Raw genomic sequence first — 21,919 nt, forward strand, 5'->3', positions numbered from 1 at the left:
GCGCCGGGCGTATCACCGGCCGGTGGTGCGGCGGACCTCCTCGCGCAGAGCGTTCGCCGCCCGGGCGAACACCGGCTCCCAATCCTGGTCGGGGCCTTGGCGGAACAGCCGCATCGTCGGGTACCACGGCGTGCGGTCACCGGAAAAGCCGTAGATCCAGTAGGGAACATGCTGCACGAGGTTCCAGACCGGCTTGCCGAGGGACCCGGCGAGATGCGCTACGGAACTGTCGGTCATGATGACGAGGTCGAGCTGTTCCAGAACCGCCGCCGTGTCGGCGAAATCCTCCAGGTCAGGGCCGAGCGGCGTCACCAAATGGCCGGCGACGCCGCTGTCCGCGAGCTCGGCCTCGGGCGGACCCTTCTGAAGGCTGTAGAGCCGCACGCCCGGCACCTCGGCGAAGCGCAGGAACCGGCGGAGGCTGGTGGCGCGCCGGCCGTTGTCGGCGAAGGTCACCCGTCCCGACCACACGATCCCGACGCGCAGCGTGCCCGGCTCCCGCGCGCCGAGCCGATGGGCGGCCTTTTCGCGGGAGGACTCCGGAATGGTCAGGGGCACCGGTGGCGGGATCGAGGCCAGCGTGGTGGCGAACAGGCCCGGCAGGCTCATCTGCGAGGCCTCGACATCGAAGGCAGGCGGCGGGCTCCCCGGTTGCAGGACGGCATCGGCGCCCAGCCCCGACAGCACCCGGTGCAGCTCCGGATGGCATTCGTACAGCACCCGGCCGCCCCGCTCCCTGACCAGCGGCATGTAGCGTGCGGCCAGGATGGCGTCGCCGAATCCCTGCTCGGTGAACAGGAACAGAGTGCGCCCGTCCAGCGGGCCGCCGTTCCAGGCCCGTTCCGATGGCGGCCGCCCATGGTAGGTGGCAAGCCCGCGCCGCGCCTCGTAATCCGTGAAGCCGTGGACATAGTCGCCGATCTGAAGCCGGGCGAGAGCCCGCTCCCAGCGCAACTCGGGGGTGACGGTTCCGCCTGCGACCGTCCGCTCGATCATCGCGAGCGTCTCCCGGAAGCGTCCCGCCTTGCGCAAGGCCACCGCGTTGTTGAACAGAAAGGTCGAAGCGGCGGGGTCGAGCCGCAGCGCCTCCTCATGCGCGGCCAACGCCTCGTCGAACCGGCCGGCCTCCACCAGGGCGTTGCCCAGATTGCTCCAGATGCTGGCGTTCTCCGGCGCGAATTCCAAGCCCCGCCGATGGCAGGCGATGGCACCGTCCAGCTTCCCCGCGCGACGCAGAAGATGGCCGAGCATGCTCCAGGCGCCGTCATCACGCGGATTGGCCGCGAGAACGGCTTCCAGCCTGGTCGTTGCCTGTGCGTGGTCCATCCTTGTCCCCTCGGCTCGCCGTGGCCGAACCGCAGGACCACGCTGCGACCATAGGCTCGTTTGATTGCGCGGCTGTCAACCACCCGCCCCTGGGAAGCGATGGCGTGATCGCGCACCCACGCGGGGTGGCGCGACCCCTTGGCAATTCATGCAACCTTTTGCCTATTCCCGCTTGCTTTTGCAAAGCCTACCCCATGAAGTAATTCGTCACAATTCGTGACGACTGGCAACCGATGCGCGATAGATTGAGAGATTTGGGGGCAAGCAGCCGCCACCCCCACAACTCTATCTCGCAAATCCGATCTGGCATAACCCATGTCTCGCTTCAAATTCTTGCCGCAGTGCGCATCAGCCCATGCGGTTCGAGTGGTGAGAAAGTAAACGTAGATGATTTATTAACCTCGATTACCCACTATTGCGCGGTAATGGCCGATCGTACGAGAGCCATGACGCTCCTGCCGCTGTGGCGGCAGAGCCTAAAAAAACGCCGATGCAAGAGGGTTGAGATGGCTGCTGGTGGAACACTGACGCTCACGCCTGGTGCTGACTACGTCTTCTCCTCGACGGAGGCTTGGTCGGGGATCGTTGGCAACGGCAGCACCCAGGGCGTCAGGCTCAACACCCAGGGTCAGACCCTGACCGTGTCCAACCTCGATCGCCTCATCGGCGGCACATCGGGCCAGAGGAAGGATGTCGTGACGCTGGCCGGCACGGGCGGCAACACGATCACGGTCCAGGCCCTCGAAACGCTGATCGGCGGTTCCGGCAACGACCGGGTCCTGTTGACCTCCACCGGCACCACCATGGTGGTGGAATCGCTCGAAACGATCATCGGCGCGACCACCGGCACAGCCCTCATCACGCTGGCCGGCACCACCGGCAACACCATGTCGGTGGCCTATCTGAAATCGCTCGTCGGCAGCACGGGCAAGGACGTCATCAACCTCAACGCCGCAGGGTCCACCGGCGCCACCATGGCCGTGTCCCTGATGGAGACGCTGATCGGGACCGACGGCCTGGACATGATCGCCACCATCAGGGGTGGCTCCAACACGATGTTCTTGCAAGGCATCGAGATTGTCCTCGGAAACGGGGCCGCGGTCGACGGCAACGATACGGTCATTCTGGCCAACGGCGGCAACACGATCGGCATCCTCGCTCTGGAAACCCTCATCGGCGGCACCGGGAACGATATCGCGACGCTGGCCTTCCGGTCCGGTTCGGCCGATGTGCGGACCGGCGGCGGCACTGTCGCCATCTCGTCGATTGAAACGATCGTCGGCGGAGCCGCCGTCAACGGCAACGGCGGCCGTAGCGCCGCCATCCTCCTCGACATCGGCAACACCATCACGGTGGCAAGCCTCAGCACCCTGATCGGCGGCGGCGGCAAGGACGTCGTCAACATCACGCTCCGGGACGGGACCCCGATCGTCGGCGACCAGCCCATCCCCTGGAGCACCACCGGCAGCACGATGCTGGTGTCGCTGGTCGAGACGATCATCGGCAGTTCCGGCGACGACCTGATCGTCGCGCTCAACAGCGACGGTATGACTCTCGCGGTTTCGGCGATCGAGTCCGTCGTCGGCAAGGCGGGCAACGACGTCGTCGTCCTCGGCACCGGCGGCAACACCATCCAGGTGGAGGCGCTGGAAACGCTGATCGGCGGTTCCGGCGACGACGTGGTGACGGTGCGCACCACCCTGGGCGCCACGATGACGGTGTCGGCCGTCGAAACCATCGTCGGCAATGCGGGCACCGACGTCGTCTATCTCGGCGCCAGCGGCAACACGATCCAGGTCGAAGCGCTGGAAACCGTGATCGGCGGCACCGGCAACGATGTGGTGACCGTCACCGACACCGCCGGCACCATCTTCGTGTCCGGCGTCGAGACCATCTACACCCCCTATCAGACATTGACGCTCAGCGGTACGGACACCTACGTCTCCCTGCCGCCGGTCGTTGCCGACACGACGCCGCCGTCGATCACCGCGGTGTCGATCCCGGACGCCGTGATGAAGATCGGCGACGTGGTGACCGTGACGATCACCGTGGCGTCGGACAGCGACACCTACACGCTGGGCGCCGGCAGCACCGTCGGTGGCTTCGCGCTGGGCAACCTGACCAAGGTCGACGCGACGACCTACACCGCGACCTTCACGGTCACCAGCGGGGGCGCCGATGTCGCGGCGGGCGCGGACGTGCCGGTCAACATCGTGCTGACCGACAGCGCCAGCAACTCCAACACCCCCTACACCACGGCGGTCAGCCAGAGCGCCGACCGCATCGACGCGAACCGGCCGACCGTCGCCTCGGCGGCGGTGAACGGCACGACGCTGACGGTCACCTTCGCCGAAGCCATGTCGGCGACCAGCGCCGCCGGCCTGACCGTCACGGTTGCCGGCCAGACCCGCGCCGCGACCTACGCCAGCGGTTCGGGCACCACCACGCTGACCTTCACGTTGGCCTCGGCGGTCGCCCAGGGCGAGACGGTGACGCTCGACTACAACCCGGGCACCGGCACCCTGACCGACACCGCGAGCAACGCCCCAGACCTCGTCACCAACCAGTCGGTGACGAACAACACGGCCGACACGACGCCTCCCTCGATCACCAACGTCACCATTCCCAACCAGCCGGCCAAGGTCGGCGACACGGTGACGGTGACGATCACGGTGGCGTCGGACAGCGACACCTACACGCTGGGCAACGGCAGCACGGTCGGCGGCTTCGCGCTGGGCAACCTGACCAAGGTCAGCGCCACCACCTACACCGCCACCTTCACCGTCACCGCCGATGGCCTGCGCACCGGCGACCGCGCCGCCGCCGACGACATTCCGGTCAACATCGTCCTGGTCGACAGCGCCAGCAACGCCAACACCCCCTACACCACCGCGATCAGCCAGACCAACGACCGCATCGACACCAACGCCCCGCCGGTCCTGGCCGTCCCCACCACCCCGCCGACGCTGGTCGACACCGCCGCCGACGACAGCTTCCCGCTGATCGACGGCCAGCTCTCCGCGAGCGATCTGGAAGGCGACACGCTGACCTACTCCATCGCCGGATCGCAGGCCTCCCCGCTCCAGTACGGCAGCGTCACGCTCAGCAACGGCGTCACCTACGACACCTGGTCCACCGGGCCGGGCGGCACCTCCTACGTCAACAGCCAGACCGGCCACTACGCCTACGTCTTCGACGCCGCCTTCCTCAACGGCGTGCCCGCCGGGCCGATGCAGGGCACCAGCACCTTCACCGTCTCCGACGGCAACCGCACCGTCTCGCAGCAGCTCACCCTCAACTTCACCGGCGCCAACGACAGCCCCATCCTGTCCGGCGACGTCCGCAGCCTGGCCACCATCGACCAGGGCATCGCCGACGCCGCCAACACCGGCACCACCGTCACCGCCCTGCTCGCCTCCGCCGGCACCGCCACCGACGCCGAGTACGACAGCCCCTTCCCGATGGTCACCGTCGTCCCGCTGGGCATTGCCGTCACCGGGGTGACCAACACCAACGGCACCTGGCAGTACAAGGTCGGCACCGGCGCCTGGACCGACATTCCCACCGGCTCGTCCAACGGTGCGGCGCTGCTGCTCGCCGGGTCGGACCGCGTGCGCTTCGTGCCGAGCGGCTCGGGCTTCACCAACACCGACACCGGCGGCCTGACCTTCAAGGCGTGGGACCTGACCAGCGGCACGGCGGGCGGCACCGCCGACACCAGCGCGGACGCCTACAGCACGGGCAGCGCCACCGCGACGATCACCGTCGACGCCGTGCCGACCCTGACCGCGACCGGCGGAGCCAAGACCTTCGGCGTCGGGGTGGATGCGTCGACCAGCCTGTTCAGCGCCGTGGCGGCCTCCACCGTGGAGGCCGGACAGAGCTTCCGCGGGGTGGTGTTCACCGTCAGCGGCGTGGTCGACGCCACCGAGGTCCTGACCATCGGCGGCATCGACGTCGCCCTGACCAACGGCGCCACCGCCACCCTGAGCGGGCTGGGCGTCGCGGGCGGCGACGCCGGCGTGAGCGTGTCGGTGGTCGGCGGCGTCGCCACGGTGACGGTCAGCGGCCTGGAGCGCAGCGACGCGCAGATGAACGCGCTGCTCGGCGGCGTCACCTATACGAACACCAGCGCGACCGCGACGCTGGGCAACCGCACGGTGGCCATCGCCAGCCTGAGCGACAGCGGCGGCGCCACCGGCAGCGCGACCATCTCCGGCGTCAGCACGGTGGTGAGCGTGGCCGACGTGACGCCACCCGCGGCTCCGGTCGTTACCAGCGCGGCGCTGACCAAGAGCGCCACGCCGATCATCGCCGGCACGGCGGAAGCCGACAGCACGGTCACCGTCACCATCGGCGGGGCGACCTACACCACCACCGCCACCGGCGGAAACTGGAGCGTCAATCTCGCCACGGCGACGCCGGCCTCCGGGTCGCTGAACCTCAACGCCAACGGCGCCAACCCGGTGTCGGTCACCGCCCGGGACGCGTCCAACAACACCTCCACGGCGGGCACGCAGACGCTGACCATCGACACCACGGCGCCCGACGCGCCGGCGGTGACCAGCGCCGCGCTGACCAAGAACGCCACACCGATCATTGGCGGCACGGCGGAAGCCGGCAGCACGGTGACCGTCACCGTCGGCGGCGCCACCTACACCACCACCGCCACGGGCGGAAACTGGAGCGTCAATCTCGCCACGGCGACGCCGACGACCGGCTCGCTCAGCCTGAACGCCAACGGCGCCAACCCGGTCTCCGCGACGGCAACCGACGCGGCGGGCAATACGTCCGCACCGGGCACGCAGTCACTGACCATCGACACCACCGCTCCGAACGCTCCGACCGTCACGACGGCGCTGAGCAACAGCACGACGCCGATCCTGACCGGCACGGCGGAGGCCGGCAGCACGGTGACGGTCACCATCGGCGGCGCCACCTATACCACCACGGCGACGGGCGGAAACTGGAGCGTCAATCTCGCCACGACGACGCCGACGACCGGCTCGCTCAGCCTGAACGCCAACGGCGCCAACCCGGTCTCCGCGACGGCAACCGACGCGGCGGGCAACGTCTCGGCTCCGGGCACGCAGTCGCTGACCATCGACACCACCGCTCCGAACGCTCCGACCGTCACGACGGCGCTGAGCAACAGCACGACGCCGATCCTGACCGGCACGGCGGAGGCCGGCAGCACGGTGACGGTCACCATCGGCGGCGCCACCTACACCACCACGGCGACGGGCGGAAACTGGAGCGTCAATCTCGCCACGACGACGCCGGTCTCCGGCTCGCTGAACCTGAACGCCAACGGCGCCAACCCGGTCTCGGCCACCGCCACCGACGCGGCGGGCAACGTCTCGGCTCCGGGCACGCAGTCGCTGACCATCGACACCACCGCTCCGAACGCTCCGACCGTCACGACGGCGCTGAGCAACAGCACGACGCCGATCCTGACCGGCACGGCGGAGGCCGGCAGCACGGTGACGGTCACCATCGGCGGCGCCACCTACACCACCACGGCGACGGGCGGAAACTGGAGCGTCAATCTCGCCACGGCGACGCCGACAACCGGCTCGCTCAGCCTGAACGCCAACGGCGCCAACCCGGTCTCGGCCACCGCCACCGACGCGGCGGGCAACGTCTCGGCTCCGGGCACGCAGTCGCTGACCATCGACACCACCGCTCCGAACGCTCCGACCGTCACGACGGCGCTGAGCAACAGCACGACGCCGATCCTGACCGGCACGGCGGAGGCCGGCAGCACGGTGACCGTCACCATCGGCGGCGCCACCTACACCACCACGGCGACGGGCGGAAACTGGAGCGTCAACCTCGCCACGGCAACGCCGGCCTCCGGCACGCTGAACCTGAACGCCAACGGCGCCAACCCGGTCTCGGCCACCGCCACCGACGCGGCGGGCAACGTCTCGGCTCCGGGCACGCAGTCGCTGACCATCGACACCACGCTGCCAAACGCCCCGGTGGTGACCAGCGCCGCGCTGAGCAACAGCACGACGCCGATCCTGACCGGCACGGCGGAGGCCGGCAGCACGGTGACCGTCACCATCGGCGGCGCCACCTACACCACCACGGCGACGGGCGGAAACTGGAGCGTCAACCTCGCCACGGCAACGCCGGCCTCCGGCTCGCTCAGCCTGAACGCCAACGGCGCCAACCCGGTCTCGGCCACCGCCACCGATGCGGCGGGCAACGTCTCGGCTCCGGGCACGCAGTCGCTGACCATCGACACCACGCTGCCAAACGCCCCGGTGGTGACCAGCGCCGCGTTGAGCAACAGCACGACGCCGATCCTGACCGGTACGGCGGAAGCGGGCAGCACGGTGACCGTCACCATCGGCGGCGCCACCTACACCACCATCGCGACGGGCGGAAACTGGAGCGTCAATCTCGCCACGACGACGCCGACCTCCGGCGCGCTGAACCTGAACGCCAACGGCGCCAACCCGGTCTCGGCCACCGCCACCGACGCGGCGGGCAACGTCTCGGCGCCGGGGACGCAGTCGCTGACCGTCGACACCACCGCTCCGAACGCTCCGGCGGTGACCAGCGCCGCGCTGAGCAACAGCACCACCCCGGTGATCGGCGGCACGGCGGAGGCCGGCAGCACGGTGACGGTCACCATCGGCGGCGCCACCTACACCACCATCGCGACGGGCGGAAACTGGAGCGTCAATCTCGCCACGGCGACGCCGGCCTCCGGCGCGCTGAACCTGAACGCCAACGGCGCCAACCCGGTCTCGGCCACCGCCACCGACGCGGCGGGCAACACGTCCACGCCGGGGACGCAGTCGCTGACCATCGACACCACGTTGCCCGATGCTCCGGCGGTGACCTCGGCGGCGCTGACCAGAAACACCACCCCGGTGATCACCGGCACGGCGGAAGCGGGCAGCACCGTCACCGTCACCATCGGCGGCGCCACCTACACCACCACCGCCACGGGCGGAAACTGGAGCGTCAATCTCGCCACCGCGACGCCGACAACCGGCGCGCTCAGCCTGAACGCCAACGGCGCCAACCCGGTCTCGGCCACCGCCACCGATGCCTCGGGCAACGTCTCGGCGCCGGGCACCCAGTCGTTGGTCATCGACACCACCGCTCCCAACGCTCCGGCGGTGACCTCGGCGGCGCTGACCAACAACGCCGCGCCGACCCTCACCGGCTCGGCCGAGGCCGGCAGCACCGTCACCGTCACGGTGGGCGGTGCCACCTACACCACCACCGCCACCAACGGCGGCGCCTGGAGCCTCAACCTCGCCACCGCCACACCGGTCACCGGTTCGCTGAGCCTGAACCCCAACGGCGCCAACCCGGTGTCGGCCACGGCGACCGACGCGGCGGGCAACGTCTCGGGTCCCGGCACGCAGTCGCTGACCATCGACACCACCGCGCCCACGGCCACCGTGCTGTTCGAGGACGACAGCATCGACGCCATCGAGCAGTCCAGCGTCGCCTTCACCATCAGCGGCGGCGAGGCCGGGGCCGGCTTCACCTGGACGATCACCTCGGCGGGCGGCGGCCAGGTCACCGGCTCCGGCGTGATGAGCGGCCCGACCATGCGGGTGAGCGGGCTGGATCTCTCCAGCCTGGGCGACGGCACGCTCACCCTGACGCTCGGCCTGACCGACCCGGCGGGCAACGCCTCGGCACCCTTCACCGCGACGACGCAGAAGCTCACCGCCACGGTGGAGAAGCCCGCCCCCATCGCGCCGCCGCCGGTCGCCACCGTGGACGGCGCCACCGTCAACGGCTCGATCACCACCGGCGACGACGGCAAGCGCGTCACCACCGTGACCATCGCGGCCAGCAACGAGGAGCGGGTCGAGGACAGCAGCACCGCCAACGCCGACCTCGCCGACGTGCCGGTGGTGCGCGAGCAGGTGGTCGACCGGCAGACCGGAGCGGTGTCCACCGTCACCACCCTGACGGTCAGCGTTGCCAGCGGGGTGGCCGTCACCACCTCGGGCAGCGCCGAGCGGCAGACCGCCGCGGAGGCCCAGACCGGACTGAGCGGGCTGATCGCCGCCATCGAGGCGCGCACCGACACCGGCACGGCCTCGCGCGGCAACCTGACCGGCGGCGGTTCGGGCTTCCTCTCGGTGCTGTCCGCCCAGGCCCAGCTCCTGGTGCGCGCCATCGACTTCAGCGCGCCGGGGGTGGCCGCCGGCCAGGCGGTGCAGACCAAGGTGACCGGCAACACGCTGGGCGGCACCGGCACCGCCAGCACGGCGCCGACCGCGGTGGTGCTGAACACCACGGCGGTGGCCGGGCCGGTGACCATCCAGCTCGACAACGTGGAGTTCGCCGCGGTGGTCGGCGCCGCCACGCTGGTCGGCGGCGACGGCGAGCAGATCGTCTACGGCGACGACCACGAGCAGTTCATGTATCTGGGGGCCGGCGACGACATCCTGCACGGCGGCGGCGGCAACGACACGATCGCCAGCGCCGGCGGCAACGACACGCTGTACGGCGACGACGGCGACGACGTGGTGATGGGCGGCGAGGGCGACGACTGGCTGTTCGGCGGGGAGGGCAACGACCTGGTCGGCGGCGGGGTCGGCAACGATGCGCTGTTCGGCGGGACGGGCCAGGACATCCTGTTCGGCGAGGACGGCGACGACACGCTGAGCGGCGAGGAGGGCGACGACACGCTGTCCGGCGGGTCGGGCAACGACCTTCTGTTCGGCGGGGAGGGCAACGACTTCCTGATCGGCGACGAGGGCGACGACACGATCAGCGGCGGCAACGGCAACGACGTGGCGCTGGGCGGAGCGGGACGCGACCTGATCGGGCTCGGCGCGGGCGACGACCTGGCCAGCGGCGGCGACGGCGACGACACGCTGTTCGGCGAGGCCGGCAACGACACGCTGTTCGGCGGGGCGGGCAACGACCTGCTGAACGGCGGGGCCGGCAACGACGTTCTGTTCGCCGACGGCGGAGCGGACACGCTGTGGGGCGGCGAGGGCGCGGACGTCTTCGCCTTCGGCCGGTCCTCGGGCGGGTCGGTGGTGATGGACTTCCAGGCCGGGGTGGACCGTCTGGCGCTCTACGACGCCAGCATGGACCTCGGCGCGGTGATCCGCTCGGCCCGGGTGGAGGGCGGCAACACCACCCTCGACGTCGGCGCGGGCAACCGCATCACCATCCTCGGCCAGACCGGAAACGTCGCCGCCTGGTTCGGCTGAGGCGCCGGGACCGGAGCGCATTCCAAAAAAAGAAAGGCGGGTGAAGGGACCTTTTGGGCTCCGGCACCCGCCTTTTTTCCGACGGCGGATCAGCTCAAACCCGGAGGAGGCTTTCAGGCCGCCTCCGGCACCCCTGGGGAGTTGGGATTAGGGAACACTGTCCGGTCAGTAGGACTTCGGCAGGTCCAGAACATGCTCAGCGACGTAGGCCAGGATCAGGTTGGTGGAGACGGGCGCCACCTGATACAGCCGGGTCTCGCGGAACTTGCGCTCCACGTCGTATTCGCTGGCGAAGCCGAAGCCGCCATGGAACTGCAGGCAGGCGTTCGCCGCCTCCCACGAGGCCTTGGCGGCGAGGTACTTCGCCATGTTGGCCTGGGCGCCGCAGGGCTCCCCGGCGTCGTAGAGGCGGCAGGCCTCGAAACGCATCAGGTTGGCGGCCTCGACCTCGATGAAGCTTTCGGCGATGGGGAACTGCACGCCCTGGTTCTGGGCGATCGGGCGGCCGAACACCTGACGGTCGCGGGTGTAGTCGCAGACCTTGTCGATGAACCAATAGCCGTCACCGATGCATTCCGCCGCGATCAGCACCCGTTCGGCGTTGAGGCCGGTCAGGATGTATTTGAAGCCCTGGCCTTCCTCGCCGATCAGGTTCTCCGCGGGGATTTCCAGATTGTCGAAGAACAGCTCGTTGGTCTCATGGTTGACCATGTTGCGGATGGGCTGGACCGTCATGCCCTTCTGCATCGCCTCCTTGATGTCGACGATGAAGATCGACATGCCCTCCGACTTCTTGCGCACCTGATCGAGCGGGGTGGTGCGGGCCAGCAGGATCATCAGGTCGGAATGCTGGACGCGGGAGATCCACACCTTCTGCCCGTTGATGACGTAGCGGTCGCCCTTCTTCTCCGCCCGGGTCTTGATGCGGGTGGTGTCGGTGCCGGTGGTCGGCTCGGTGACGCCCATCGACTGGAGGCGCAGCTCACCCGCCGCGATCTTCGGCAGGTAGCGCCGGCGCTGCTCCTCCGAGCCGTGCCGGACCAGCGTGTTCATGTTGTACATCTGGCCGTGGCAGGCGCCGGAGTTGCCGCCCGAGCGGTTGATCTCCTCCATGATGACAGAGGCTTCGGTCAGGCCGAGGCCCGATCCGCCATATTCCTCCGGGATCAGGGCGGCCATCCAGCCGGCCTTGGTCAGCGCGTCCACGAACTCCTCGGGATAGCCGCGCTCCTCGTCGATGCGGCGATGGTACTCGCTGGGGAATTCGGCGCAGAGCGCGCGCACGGCGTCGCGGATCTCGTCGAAGCCCTGACCGATGCTGGTCTTCATGTCTCGTTACCCTGCTTTTTTGATTGTTGCCGTGTTTCAGGCCGTGGGGGCGCTGCGCGCCAGGATGGCCTTCGCCCGCTCGGCGACGGGGCGGTCGACCATGCGCCCATCCACCTGCACGGCGCCGCGCCCCGTCGCCTGGGCCTCGTCCCACGCCGCGACCACCCGCCCGGCCCAGGCCACGTCGGCGGCGGAGGGGGCGAAGACGTCGCGGACGACGGGCAGCTGGGCCGGATGGATGCACAGCGCGCCGGACATGCCGACGGCCCGCGCCTGCGCCACCATGGCGCGGTAGGCGTCGAGGTCGCGGAACTCGGCCAGCGAACCGGGCAGGCCGATCGCCGCGAGACCGCGGGCGGCGGCGGCCAGGGCGATCTGGCGGCAGGGCAGGGCGAGCAGCGCCTCGGTCGGCTCCACCCCCAGCGTCAGGGCAAAATCCTCGCTGCCCAGCGCCAGGGCCGCCACGCGCGGGACGGCGGCGATTGCGGCCAGCCGCTCCAGCCCCAGCGGACTCTCGATGAGGGCGACGAGGCCGATGGCGCCCGGCGTCAGGCCGCGCTCCGCCTCCCACTCCACGATCATTGCGGAGAGGACGCGCAGCGCCCCGGCGTCCTCGGCCTTGGGCACCACCAGGGCGGCCACGCCGGGGCGCACCGCGGCCTCCAAATCGGCGACGGCGTCGCGCCAGCCGCTGTTGATCCGCACCAGCACCGGCACGCCCAGCCCGTGCAGGCGGTCGATCGGCGCGGGAAGCCCGCGGCGGGCCTCCGGCTTGCCGGCGGGCAGGACCGCGTCCTCAAGGTCGAGGATAAGGGCGTCCGCCCCGCGCTGGTGGGCCTTCTCCAGCAGCTTGGCGTTGTCGGCGGGGACGAAGAGATAGGATCGGTACGGCAGGGCCATCAGACGCGCCCTCCAACCGTGTCGCGCGTTGCCGCCGTCATGACCGTTCGGCCTCCAGCTCGGCGGACATGGCGACGAAGCCCTCGTGGTCGGTCACCCACAGCGTGGCGCCGGTGGCGGTCGGGGCGCCGCACAGGGTCAGCGGATGGATGTCGAACAGCGGCCGCTTCGCCCGGAAGCGGAAGCCGGTCACCCGCACCCCCGGATTCTCGCGCAGGAACAGGTCCATCAGCATGGTAGCGCTGAGCGGGCCATGGAACACCAGCCCCGGATAGCCCTCGACGTCGCGGCAATAGTCACGATCGTAATGGATGCGGTGGCCGTTGAAGGTCAGGGCGGAGTAGCGGAACAGCAGCACCGGATCGGGCTGGATGCGCCGCTGCCACACCGCCTCGCCCGCCGGACGCTCGCCGGGGACGGGGGCGTCGCCGGGCTTGGCGGCCTCGCGGTAGACGATGTCGTGGAACTCGGTGATGGCGACGCCGGCGGCGGTGCTGATCTCGTGTCGGACTTTCACGAAGACCATCCGGCCCGACCGGCCCTCCTTCGGGGTGACCTCCTCGATGGTCGAGCGGCGGGTGATCGCCTCGCCGCTGCGGATCGGCCGGTGGAAGGTCAGGGTGTCGCCGGCCCACATGCGGCGGGGCAGTTCCACCGGCGGCAGGAAGCCGCCCTTGTGCGGATGCCCGTCCTCGGCGATGTCGCGCTGCAAGGCCTTCGGCAGGAAATACAGCCAGTGCCCGAGCGGCGGCACCTCGCCGGCCGGCCAGGGCGGGTTGTCATGGTCGAGCATCGCCGCCAGTCCGGTCAGCGCCGCCGGTGCCGCGACGTCCTCGGCGCTTTCCGATCGGCCGATCCAATCGCGCAAATGGTCCATGGTCATGCTCCCCCCTTATTGTTCGACGGTTTGACGCCGGACGGCGTCGGTTCGAAGATCTCACGCCGGACGGCGTCGGTGTGTTGGCCCAGCGCCGGAACGGCGCCGGAGACGTAGGGCCGGCCGCGCACCTGCACCGGCGGCGCCACCACGTCGACCAGTCCGCCCGGCGTCCCAGCGGTCACGCGGCGCAACTGCGCGTGGGTGGACAGGTCGGCCACCTCGTTCAGCGAGCCGAAGGCGGTGCGCGCGCGGTTCAGCCGGCGCACCGCCTCGGCGTGGTCCATGGTCTGGAAGATGGCGGCGACGAGGCCGTCCAGCTCCGGGCGGTTGGCGACGCGGCGGTTGTTGGTCGCGAAGCGCTCGTCGGTCGCCAGCTCCGGCCGCAGCAGAACGTCGGCGCAGAAGGCCGTCCATTCGCGCTCGTTCTGGATCGACAGCACCACCTGCCGGCCGTCGGCCAGGGTGAAGGCGGAATAGGGGGCGATGCTCGGGTGCATCAGCCCGACCCGCCCCGGCGCCTTGCCGCCATGGTCGTGGTGCATCAGCGGCACCATCATCCATTCCGCCAGCGAATCGAACAGGGACACGGCGACCGCCGACCCCTCGCCGCTGCGCTCGCGCTCCAGCAATGCCTGGAGGACGCCGGTGTAGGCGTTCATGCCGCAGGCGATGTCGGCCACCGACACGCCGACGCGCCCCGGCTGGTCCGGCGATCCGGTGATGGAAGCCAGCCCGGTCTCGCTCTGCACCAGCAGGTCGTAGGCCTTCATGTCGCGGTAGGGGCCGTCGTCGCCGTAGCCGGAGATGTCGCAGGTGATCAGCCGGGGATGGCGCCGCCGCAGGGCGTCCGAGCCGAAGCCGGCCCGCTCCGCCGCGCCCGGCGCCAAATTCTGCACGAAGACGTCGGCGCGGGCGATCAGCCGCTCCAGCAGTTCGGCATCCTCGGGCGTCTTGATGTCGAGAACGACCGATTCCTTGCCGCGGTTGAGCCAGACGAAATAGGAACTCTGCCCGTGGACCACGGCGTCGTAGCCGCGGGCGAAGTCGCCTTCCGGCCGTTCGATCTTGATGACCCGCGCCCCGGCGTCGGCAAGGCGCGACGTGCAGAGCGGCGCCGCCACCGCCTGCTCCAGCGAGACGACCAGAAGTCCAGACAGAGGTCCAGCCAGAGGTGAAGTCATCTTGGAAAGCCTCCGCTGTGGGTCTGGGCCGATTGTCCGTACCCGGCATGGTAAACAGCCGGAACGGCCCCGATCCAATACAGATGGGGCATGCATCGCATAACGAAGCGCTATGAGGCCAATCGCCGTCAGCCCCAGCGCCGGCGCGCCGTCGAGCGCTCCAACGATCCGGCCTTTGCCGCCAAGGTCGAAAACATCCCCGCCAAAATCGACCGGCTCCCCGAAGCTTTTGAATGAGGCCGTGCACGGGCCGTTTGGCTGCGGCGGTCATACTCGCAATTCCCATCCACCTATGCGGGCAGCCTCCTTGTCGTCGTCGATGAGACGGTTCAGCCTCGACGGCGTGTCTTTTTCAGCGTCCGCAGCCTTCCGATGGGCCGACCCCTCGGCTGGAAAGGAGACGTGATGGGAATTCTCCTGGCCTTCGCGCCTTTCATCGCCTTCGCCGTCCTCGACCGGCTGGTCGGGCCGGTGGAGGGACTCATCGCCGGTGCCCTCGTTTCAGCCACCATGCTGCTGCGCGACTGGATGAGTCCCGGCAGGACACCGAAGATCCTCGAAATCGGCACGGTGCTGCTGTTCGGTGGGTTGGCGCTCTACGCCGTGGCCGGCGGACCGACCCAGTCCGTCATGGGAGGGTCCGTCATGGGGGTCCGGCTGCTCGTCGATGCCGGGCTCCTGCTGATCGTGCTGACTTCCATCGCGCTGCGGCGCCCCTTCACGCTGCAGTACGCGCGGGAGCAGGTCGCCCACGAGTTCTGGGACGACCCGCGCTTCATCCACACCAATTACGTGATTACGGGCGTGTGGGCTCTGGCGTTCCTCGTGTTGGTGATCGCGGACCTCATCCTGCTCTACCGGCCCGATCTGCCGCCTCGCTTCGGCATCGTCGCGACCGTGCTGGCGCTCGTCGGCGCGATCAAGTTCACATCCTGGTACCCGGAGCATCGGCGGTCCGCAGCCGGCACGGTGTGAATCTTATGTCCTCGGCCGTGCGCTAGGACGCCGCCGCTTCCTCGTCCAGCAGCAGGGTGCCGGGCCAGTCGCCGCCGCCGACCAGATCGCGCACCACCCGCAGGAAGGTCTCGCGCACCGCCGCCGCGGCCTCGGTCACCGGGGCGCCGCGGGGCCGGCAGAGATGGACCGAGCGGCGCAGCGACGGCGAAACGATCAGCCGGGCCGAGACCTGGCCCGTCCGCCATTCCTCCATCACCGCCGAGATCGGCAGGACCGAATAGCCCACCCCCTTGGCGACCAGCGTCTTGATCTGGGGGAGCCCGTTGATCTCCACCGCCACGGTGACGATCGTGCAGGTCTCGCGCGCCACCCGTTCGATGCGGTCGCGCAGATTGTGCGGGCGGCTCGGCAGGATCAGGTCCTTGCCGGCCAGTTCGTCGAACGCGATGGCTCCCTCCTCGCCGCCCGGCGGCCCGATCAGGTAGAGATCCTCGCGCACCAGCGATTCGGCCAGCAGCGTGCGCGACCGCGTCACGTCGTAGATGCAGCCGAAATCCAGCCGGTCGTCGTTCAGCCATTCCAGGATTGTCCCGCTGAAGGACTCGACCACCCGCAGCGACACCTGGGGCAGCTCGGCGCGGACCGCCTGCACCAGGGGCACCGCCGCCACCAGCGCCACCGAGGAGGTGAAGCCGACGGTCACCAGCCCGCTCGGCGTTCCCGAGCAGTTGCGCACTTGTTCGGTCGCCTGGGCGACGTGGCGCAGGATGATCTCCGCATGCTCGTACAGCCGGGTGCCGGCGGCGGTCGGCTTGACCCCATGGACGCCGCGGGTCAGCAGCTTGACCCCGAGGCCCGCCTCCAGGTTGCGGATGTTGTGGCTGAGGGCCGGTTGGGCGACGTTCAGCTTCTGAGCCGCGGCCGTGAAGGAGCCTTCATCGACGATGCCGATGAAATACCGCAACTGACGCAGATCCAACGCTCACCTTCCTTTGCCTACCCTTTGCCCGCAGGAGCGATGAGCCCCGGCGTCGCGCAATCATGTCGGTGCGCCGCAAGCGGATCAAGGCGGGTGGATGAGGAAGCGCCGGGCAAACCCGGTTCAACCATCCGCGGGGCCGCTGCGTTCCATTGATCGGTTTCATAAGACTTATCAGAGACCGGCGGGTAATCGCCGGACCGGCACGGCCTAGCTTTTCCCCATCCGCACAAGCGGATGAGCCGTCCGCACGCCCGCGCCCCGTCCCAAGGGGTTCGGGATCACAGCCAGGAAGGGAAGAGGATTTCACCGATGCACTATTCCGGCGACCTCGACATGACGCGGCGCGGCCTCCTGCTTGGGACCGCCGCCACCGCCGCGCTGACGGCGGCGCCATTCCGGGCGCCGGCGCGGGCAGCCACCGTTGGAGAGACCGCCATGCCACCCCCCGCGACCGGAGCCGACACATCCTCCCTGTCCCCCGTCCTGTCCAAGGTGACCTTCACCGTGAACGGGCAGCGCCGCGACCTCGAACTCGACACGCGGACGACCCTGCTCGACGCGCTGCGCGAGCACCTGCACCTCACCGGCACCAAGAAGGGCTGCGACCATGGGCAATGCGGCGCCTGCACGGTCATCGTGGACGGGCAGCGCATCAATTCCTGCCTGTCGCTCGCCGTGATGCACGAGGGCGGCGACGTCACCACCATCGAGGGGCTGGGTCTGCCCGGCACGCTGCACCCCATGCAGGCGGCTTTCGTGGAGCATGACGGCTACCAGTGCGGCTATTGCACGCCGGGCCAGATCTGTTCGGCGGTGGCGATGCTGGACGAGATCAAGGCTGGCGTGCCCAGCCACGTCACCGCCGACCTCAACGCCGCACCGCAAGCTACGGTCGATGAGTACCGGGAGCGGATGAGCGGCAACATCTGTCGCTGCGGCGCCTATTCCAACATCGTCGATGCGATCTCGGACGTCGCACGGAGGGAGGCATGAGACCCTTCACCTACGAACGGGCGGACTCCCCCGCCGCCGCGGCCGCCGCCGTTGAACGCCGGCCCGGCGCCAAATTCATCGCGGGCGGCACAAACCTGCTCGACCTGATGAAGCTGGAGATCGAGAGCCCGGCCCATCTGATCGACGTCAACGGGCTGAAGCTCGACACGCTGGAAGCGACACCGGACGGCGGGCTGCGCATCGGCGCGTTGGTGCGCAACACGGCGCTCGCCGCCGACCAACGGGTGCGGCGCGATTACGGCGTGCTGTCGCGGGCGCTGCTCGCCGGAGCATCGGGGCAGTTGCGCAACAAGGCGACGACGGCGGGCAACCTGCTCCAGCGCACGCGCTGTCCCTACTTCTACGACACCAACCAGCCCTGCAACAAACGCCAGCCCGGCAGCGGCTGCGCCGCCATCGGCGGCTACAGCCGGCAACTCGCCGTGGTCGGATCGAGCGACGCCTGCATCGCCACCCACCCCAGCGACATGGCCGTCGCCATGCGCGCGCTGGACGCCATGGTGGAGACGGTGCGGGCCGACGGGACGACGCGGAAAATTCCCATCGCGGAGTTCCACCGGCTGCCCGGCGACACGCCGCACATCGAAACGGCGCTGGTGCCCGGCGAACTCATCACCGCGGTGACGCTGCCCAAGCCGGTCGGCGGCGCCCACGTCTACCGCAAGGTGCGCGACCGCGCGTCCTACGCCTTCGCCCTGATCTCCGTCGCGGCGGTGGTGCAGCGCGACGGCAGCGGCCGGGTGGCGCTGGGCGGCGTGGCGCACAAGCCGTGGCGCGTCGAGGCCGCCGAGGCCGCGATGCCGCGCGGCGCCAAGGCGGTCACCGCCGGGCTGCTGGCCGATGCGAAGCCGACGCACGACAACGCATTCAAGCTGACCCTGGTCGAGCGGACGCTCGCCTCGGTGCTGGCCGAAGCGAAAGGTTGAGACGTCATGAAGTTCGACACTCCCGCGACCACCAACCCGATCGACCAGCTCAAGGTGGTGGGCAAGCCGACCGACCGCATCGACGGCCCGTTGAAGACGACGGGAAAGGCCACCTACGCCTATGAATGGCACGACGTGGCGCCGAACGTCGCCTATGGCTGGGTCATCGGCTCGGGCATCGCCAAGGGGCGCATCGCGTCGATGGACCTGGAGGCGGCGCGGAAGGCCCCCGGCGTCGTCGCCATCGTCACGGCCGAAAACGCCGGCTCCCTCGACAAGGGCAAGCGCAACGCCGCGACTCTGCTCGGCGGGCCGGAGATCGAGCATTACCAGCAGGCTGTCGCGCTGGTGGTGGCGGAGACCTTCGAGCAGGCGCGCACCGCGGCGGGGCTGGTGCGCATCGACTACACCCCGGCGGACGGCGCCTATGACCTGGCAGCGGTCAAGGACAAGGCGGAAAAGACCAAGGACGGCGATTCGGTGGTCGGCGATTTCGCGGGAGCCTTCGCGGCGGCTCCGGTGAAGTTCGACGAGACCTACACCACGCCGGACGAGAGCCACGCGATGATGGAGCCGCACGCGACCATCGCCGCCTGGGATGGCGACCGGCTGACCGTCTGGACCTCCAACCAGATGATCGATTGGATGGTCACCGACCTGTCGGCGACGCTGAAGATCCCGAAGGACAAGGTGCGCGTCATTTCCCCCTTCATCGGCGGCGGCTTCGGCGGAAAGCTGTTCCTGCGCGCCGACGCGCTGCTGGCGGCACTCGGCGCGCGGGAGGCCGGGCGGCCGGTCAAGGTCGGGCTGGCGCGGCCGCTGATGATGAACAACACCACCCACCGCCCCGCCACCATCCAGCGCATCCGCATCGGCGCCACGCCGGACGGAACGATCACCGCCATCGCCCATGAGAGCTGGTCGGGCAACCTGCCCGGCGGCTCGGAGGAGACGGCGAGCGACCAGACGCGGCTGCTCTACGCCGGGGCGAACCGGCTGATCGGCAACCGCATCGCCACGCTCGACCTGCCCGAAGGCAACGCCATGCGCGCGCCGGGTGAGGCCTCGGGGATGATGGCGCTGGAGGTCGCGATGGACGAGATGGCCGAGAAACTGGGCATCGACCCGGTGGAGTTCCGCATCCGCAACGACACCCAGACCGACCCCGCCGATCCCAATCGGCCCTTCTCGCAGCGCCAGCTCGTGCAGTGCCTGCGCATGGGGGCGGAGCGCTTCGGCTGGGCCAAGCGCAACCCGATGCCGGGACAGGTGCGCGACGGGCGCTGGCTGGTCGGGCTGGGCGTGGCGGCGGCCTTCCGCAACAACCTGCTGACCAAATCGGCGGCGCGGGTGCGGCTGGACCAGCGCGGGATCGTCACGGTCGAGACCGACATGACCGACATCGGGACCGGCAGCTACACCATCATCGCCCAGACCGCGGCGGAGATGATGGGGGTGGGGCTGGACAAGGTGGCGGTGCGGCTCGGCGATTCGAGTTTCCCGGTGTCCGCCGGCTCGGGCGGGCAATGGGGCGCCAACAACGCCACCGCCGGGGTCTACGCCGCCTGCGTGAAGCTGCGCGAGGCGGTGGCGCAGAAGCTGGGCGTCAACTCCGCCGACGCGCGGTTCGCGGACGGGCAGGTCGTCGCCGGCAACCGCAAGGTCCCGCTGGCCGAAGCGGCGGGCGCCGACGGCCTGTCCGCCGAGGACGGCATCGAATACGGCGACCTCGACAAGAAATACCAGCAATCGACCTTCGGCGCCCATTACGTGGAGGCCGCGGTGGACGCCGCGACCGGCGAGATCCGCGTGCGGCGGATGCTGGCGGTCTGCGCGGCGGGCCGCATCCTGAACCCGAAGTCGGCGCGCAGCCAGGTGATCGGCGCCATGACCATGGGCGTCGGCGCCGCGCTGATGGAGGAGTTGGCGCTCGACAAGCGCACGGGCTTCTTCGTCAACCACGACCTCGCCGGCTACGAGGTGCCGGTCCACGCCGACATCCCGCACCAGGAGGTGATCTTCCTCGACGAGACCGACCCGATCTCCTCGCCGATGAAGGCCAAGGGGGTGGGCGAGCTGGGCCTGTGCGGGGTGGGTGCTGCGGTCGCCAACGCGGTCCACAACGCGACGGGCCTGCGGGTGCGCGAATACCCGATCACGCTCGACAAATTCCTGGACCGGCTGCCCGCCATGGGGTGAGGGAACCTGGCCCCCTTCTTTCCCTGCAAGCCGGGGGAGGGGGCCAAGGTCATTCCAGGGACGCTCTTAAACTCGCCTCCAGTGGCCGGACTGTGTAACCCAGTTCCCTCATTGCCTTGCTGCTGTCGAAACCGCCGCCACCCAGCGCCAGCCGGACCCCGGTGACCGACGCGGTGGGTGGACGGCCGGTCACATGGCCGGACAGCCATTCTTCCACCCGCGCGGCACCCAGGGCCAGGGCCGGCGGCACAGGATAGCGACGGATCGGCGGGCGCCCGCACAGCCGGTCGATCCGTCCCACCAGATCGCCCAACCCGATGTCCGTGCCGCCCAGGATGTAGCGCTCTCCCAACCGCCCCCGCTCCGCCGCCAGGATCATCCCCTGCGCGACATCACGCACGTCCACGAGATTCAGCACGCAATCGAGGATCAGCCGCGGCCCGCCGCGCCGGAACAGGCGCAGCATGGCATTCGGCGGGGTGGGCAGCCGGTCGCCGGGGCCGATGGGCGCCGTGGGGTTGACCACCACCACCGGCAATCCCTGCGCCGCGGCGGCCAGCGCGTCCTGCTCCGCCCGATACTTCGACCGGCAATAGGGCCCGGCCAGCGCCTCCAGCCCCGGATCGGCGCTCTCGTCCAGACGGCGGGGCGGCGGGCGGCCGATCATCACGGCCTCCGTCGAACAATGGACGAGGCGCTTCAGCCCCCGCACCCGCGCCGCCGCGTCCAGAACGACCTTTGTCCCTTGCCGGTTCACCCGGTCGAAGACGGTCGGGTCGCGGTCCCACAAGCTGGCCACGGCGGCGAGGTGATAGACCCGCTCCACCCCCTCCAGCGCGCGGGCCACCGCCGCCGCATCGAGGATGGAGCCGCGCTGGAATTCCACGCCCGGTGGCCCGACGTCCGGTGGCTCCTGCCGGTCGAGAATGCGCAGCCGCTCACCCCGCGCCGCCAGCGCCGTTACCAGATGCCCGCCGATGAAGCCGCTGCCCCCGGTGACGAGGGTGATGCCCATG

Annotated in this window: 13 protein-coding genes; 6 read left to right on the forward strand and 7 right to left on the reverse strand. The window is 69.8% G+C overall.

The window, feature by feature from the left end; translation table 11 throughout:
* Window positions 1–12: 12 nt before the first annotated feature.
* The gene (locus AMK58_RS14530; protein ID WP_035677451.1) at window positions 13–1,326 is read right to left on the reverse strand and encodes a tetratricopeptide repeat protein; all 1,314 of its coding nucleotides are present in this window, start codon (window positions 1,324–1,326) and stop codon (window positions 13–15) included.
* 506 nt (window positions 1,327–1,832) lie between these two features.
* On the opposite strand from AMK58_RS14530, the gene AMK58_RS31785 reads away from it, so the two are divergent.
* Window positions 1,833–10,535: an Ig-like domain-containing protein gene (locus AMK58_RS31785; RefSeq protein WP_059399112.1), complete on the forward strand. Its 8,703-nt coding sequence runs from the start codon at window positions 1,833–1,835 to the stop codon at window positions 10,533–10,535.
* Window positions 10,536–10,700: 165 nt separating this feature from the next.
* On the opposite strand, the gene AMK58_RS14540 is transcribed toward AMK58_RS31785, so the two are convergent.
* Genes AMK58_RS14540 through AMK58_RS14555 form a run of 4 tightly spaced genes read right to left on the reverse strand, consistent with a single transcriptional unit; the run spans window position 10,701 to window position 14,825 of the window.
* Window positions 10,701–11,864 (reverse strand): acyl-CoA dehydrogenase family protein, encoded by a 1,164-nt coding sequence (locus tag AMK58_RS14540; protein ID WP_035676557.1) that lies wholly within the window; start codon window positions 11,862–11,864, stop codon window positions 10,701–10,703.
* Window positions 11,865–11,900: 36 nt separating this feature from the next.
* Window positions 11,901–12,764: an HpcH/HpaI aldolase/citrate lyase family protein gene (locus AMK58_RS14545; protein ID WP_059399113.1), complete on the reverse strand. Its 864-nt coding sequence runs from the start codon at window positions 12,762–12,764 to the stop codon at window positions 11,901–11,903.
* A gap of 37 nt (window positions 12,765–12,801) precedes the next feature.
* Window positions 12,802–13,641: an HTD2 family dehydratase gene (locus AMK58_RS14550; protein WP_035677434.1), complete on the reverse strand. Its 840-nt coding sequence runs from the start codon at window positions 13,639–13,641 to the stop codon at window positions 12,802–12,804.
* A gap of 2 nt (window positions 13,642–13,643) precedes the next feature.
* Window positions 13,644–14,825 (reverse strand): CaiB/BaiF CoA transferase family protein, encoded by a 1,182-nt coding sequence (locus AMK58_RS14555; protein WP_051140505.1) that lies wholly within the window; start codon window positions 14,823–14,825, stop codon window positions 13,644–13,646.
* 90 nt (window positions 14,826–14,915) lie between these two features.
* Between AMK58_RS14555 and AMK58_RS30505 the strand changes: the two genes are divergently transcribed.
* Together AMK58_RS30505 and AMK58_RS14560 are read left to right on the forward strand one after the other, a co-directional pair.
* Window positions 14,916–15,062 (forward strand): hypothetical protein, encoded by a 147-nt coding sequence (locus AMK58_RS30505; protein WP_155903570.1) that lies wholly within the window; start codon window positions 14,916–14,918, stop codon window positions 15,060–15,062.
* A gap of 168 nt (window positions 15,063–15,230) precedes the next feature.
* Window positions 15,231–15,800 (forward strand): DUF3159 domain-containing protein, encoded by a 570-nt coding sequence (locus tag AMK58_RS14560; protein ID WP_035677432.1) that lies wholly within the window; start codon window positions 15,231–15,233, stop codon window positions 15,798–15,800.
* Between the two features lie 22 nt (window positions 15,801–15,822).
* On the opposite strand, the gene AMK58_RS14565 is transcribed toward AMK58_RS14560, so the two are convergent.
* Window positions 15,823–16,761: a LysR family transcriptional regulator gene (locus tag AMK58_RS14565; RefSeq protein ID WP_035677430.1), complete on the reverse strand. Its 939-nt coding sequence runs from the start codon at window positions 16,759–16,761 to the stop codon at window positions 15,823–15,825.
* Between the two features lie 312 nt (window positions 16,762–17,073).
* Here AMK58_RS14565 and paoA point away from each other — a divergent pair, with 312 nt between their 5' ends.
* From paoA to paoC, 3 genes are read left to right on the forward strand one after another with little or no spacing between them, the layout of a single operon-like run.
* Window positions 17,074–17,757 carry an aldehyde dehydrogenase iron-sulfur subunit PaoA gene (paoA, locus tag AMK58_RS14570; RefSeq protein WP_059399114.1) on the forward strand — a complete coding sequence of 228 codons (684 nt, stop codon included), beginning with the start codon at window positions 17,074–17,076 and terminating at the stop codon, window positions 17,755–17,757.
* The gene (locus AMK58_RS14575) at window positions 17,754–18,704 is read left to right on the forward strand and encodes an FAD binding domain-containing protein (RefSeq protein WP_035677425.1); all 951 of its coding nucleotides are present in this window, start codon (window positions 17,754–17,756) and stop codon (window positions 18,702–18,704) included. The genes paoA and AMK58_RS14575 overlap by 4 nt, the downstream gene beginning before the upstream one ends.
* 6 nt (window positions 18,705–18,710) lie before the next feature.
* Complete coding sequence (gene paoC, locus AMK58_RS14580; RefSeq protein WP_035677422.1) at window positions 18,711–20,903, forward strand: aldehyde oxidoreductase molybdenum-binding subunit PaoC; 2,193 nt, start codon at window positions 18,711–18,713, stop codon at window positions 20,901–20,903.
* Between the two features lie 49 nt (window positions 20,904–20,952).
* Here the strand turns inward: paoC and AMK58_RS14585 are convergent, their stop codons facing one another.
* Window positions 20,953–21,918 carry an NAD-dependent epimerase/dehydratase family protein gene (locus AMK58_RS14585; RefSeq protein ID WP_051140504.1) on the reverse strand — a complete coding sequence of 322 codons (966 nt, stop codon included), beginning with the start codon at window positions 21,916–21,918 and terminating at the stop codon, window positions 20,953–20,955.
* Window position 21,919 lies beyond the last annotated feature (1 nt).

The organism is Azospirillum brasilense (assembly GCF_001315015.1).
Lineage (GTDB): Bacteria > Pseudomonadota > Alphaproteobacteria > Azospirillales > Azospirillaceae > Azospirillum > Azospirillum brasilense.

What these genes read in the sequence shown, in the direction of transcription:
- paoC (WP_035677422.1), top strand. Translation starts at nt 18,711, where the DNA reads ATGAAGTTCGACACTCCCGCGACCACCAACCCGATCGACCAGCTCAAG.
- AMK58_RS14585 (WP_051140504.1), bottom strand. Translation starts at nt 21,918, where the DNA reads ATGGGCATCACCCTCGTCACCGGGGGCAGCGGCTTCATCGGCGGGCAT.
- AMK58_RS14545 (WP_059399113.1), bottom strand. Translation starts at nt 12,764, where the DNA reads ATGGCCCTGCCGTACCGATCCTATCTCTTCGTCCCCGCCGACAACGCC.
- AMK58_RS30505 (WP_155903570.1), top strand. Translation starts at nt 14,916, where the DNA reads ATGCATCGCATAACGAAGCGCTATGAGGCCAATCGCCGTCAGCCCCAG.
- AMK58_RS14575 (WP_035677425.1), top strand. Translation starts at nt 17,754, where the DNA reads ATGAGACCCTTCACCTACGAACGGGCGGACTCCCCCGCCGCCGCGGCC.
- AMK58_RS14530 (WP_035677451.1), bottom strand. Translation starts at nt 1,326, where the DNA reads ATGGACCACGCACAGGCAACGACCAGGCTGGAAGCCGTTCTCGCGGCC.
- AMK58_RS14560 (WP_035677432.1), top strand. Translation starts at nt 15,231, where the DNA reads ATGGGAATTCTCCTGGCCTTCGCGCCTTTCATCGCCTTCGCCGTCCTC.
- AMK58_RS14550 (WP_035677434.1), bottom strand. Translation starts at nt 13,641, where the DNA reads ATGGACCATTTGCGCGATTGGATCGGCCGATCGGAAAGCGCCGAGGAC.
- AMK58_RS14555 (WP_051140505.1), bottom strand. Translation starts at nt 14,825, where the DNA reads ATGACTTCACCTCTGGCTGGACCTCTGTCTGGACTTCTGGTCGTCTCG.
- AMK58_RS31785 (WP_059399112.1), top strand. Translation starts at nt 1,833, where the DNA reads ATGGCTGCTGGTGGAACACTGACGCTCACGCCTGGTGCTGACTACGTC.
- paoA (WP_059399114.1), top strand. Translation starts at nt 17,074, where the DNA reads ATGCACTATTCCGGCGACCTCGACATGACGCGGCGCGGCCTCCTGCTT.
- AMK58_RS14540 (WP_035676557.1), bottom strand. Translation starts at nt 11,864, where the DNA reads ATGAAGACCAGCATCGGTCAGGGCTTCGACGAGATCCGCGACGCCGTG.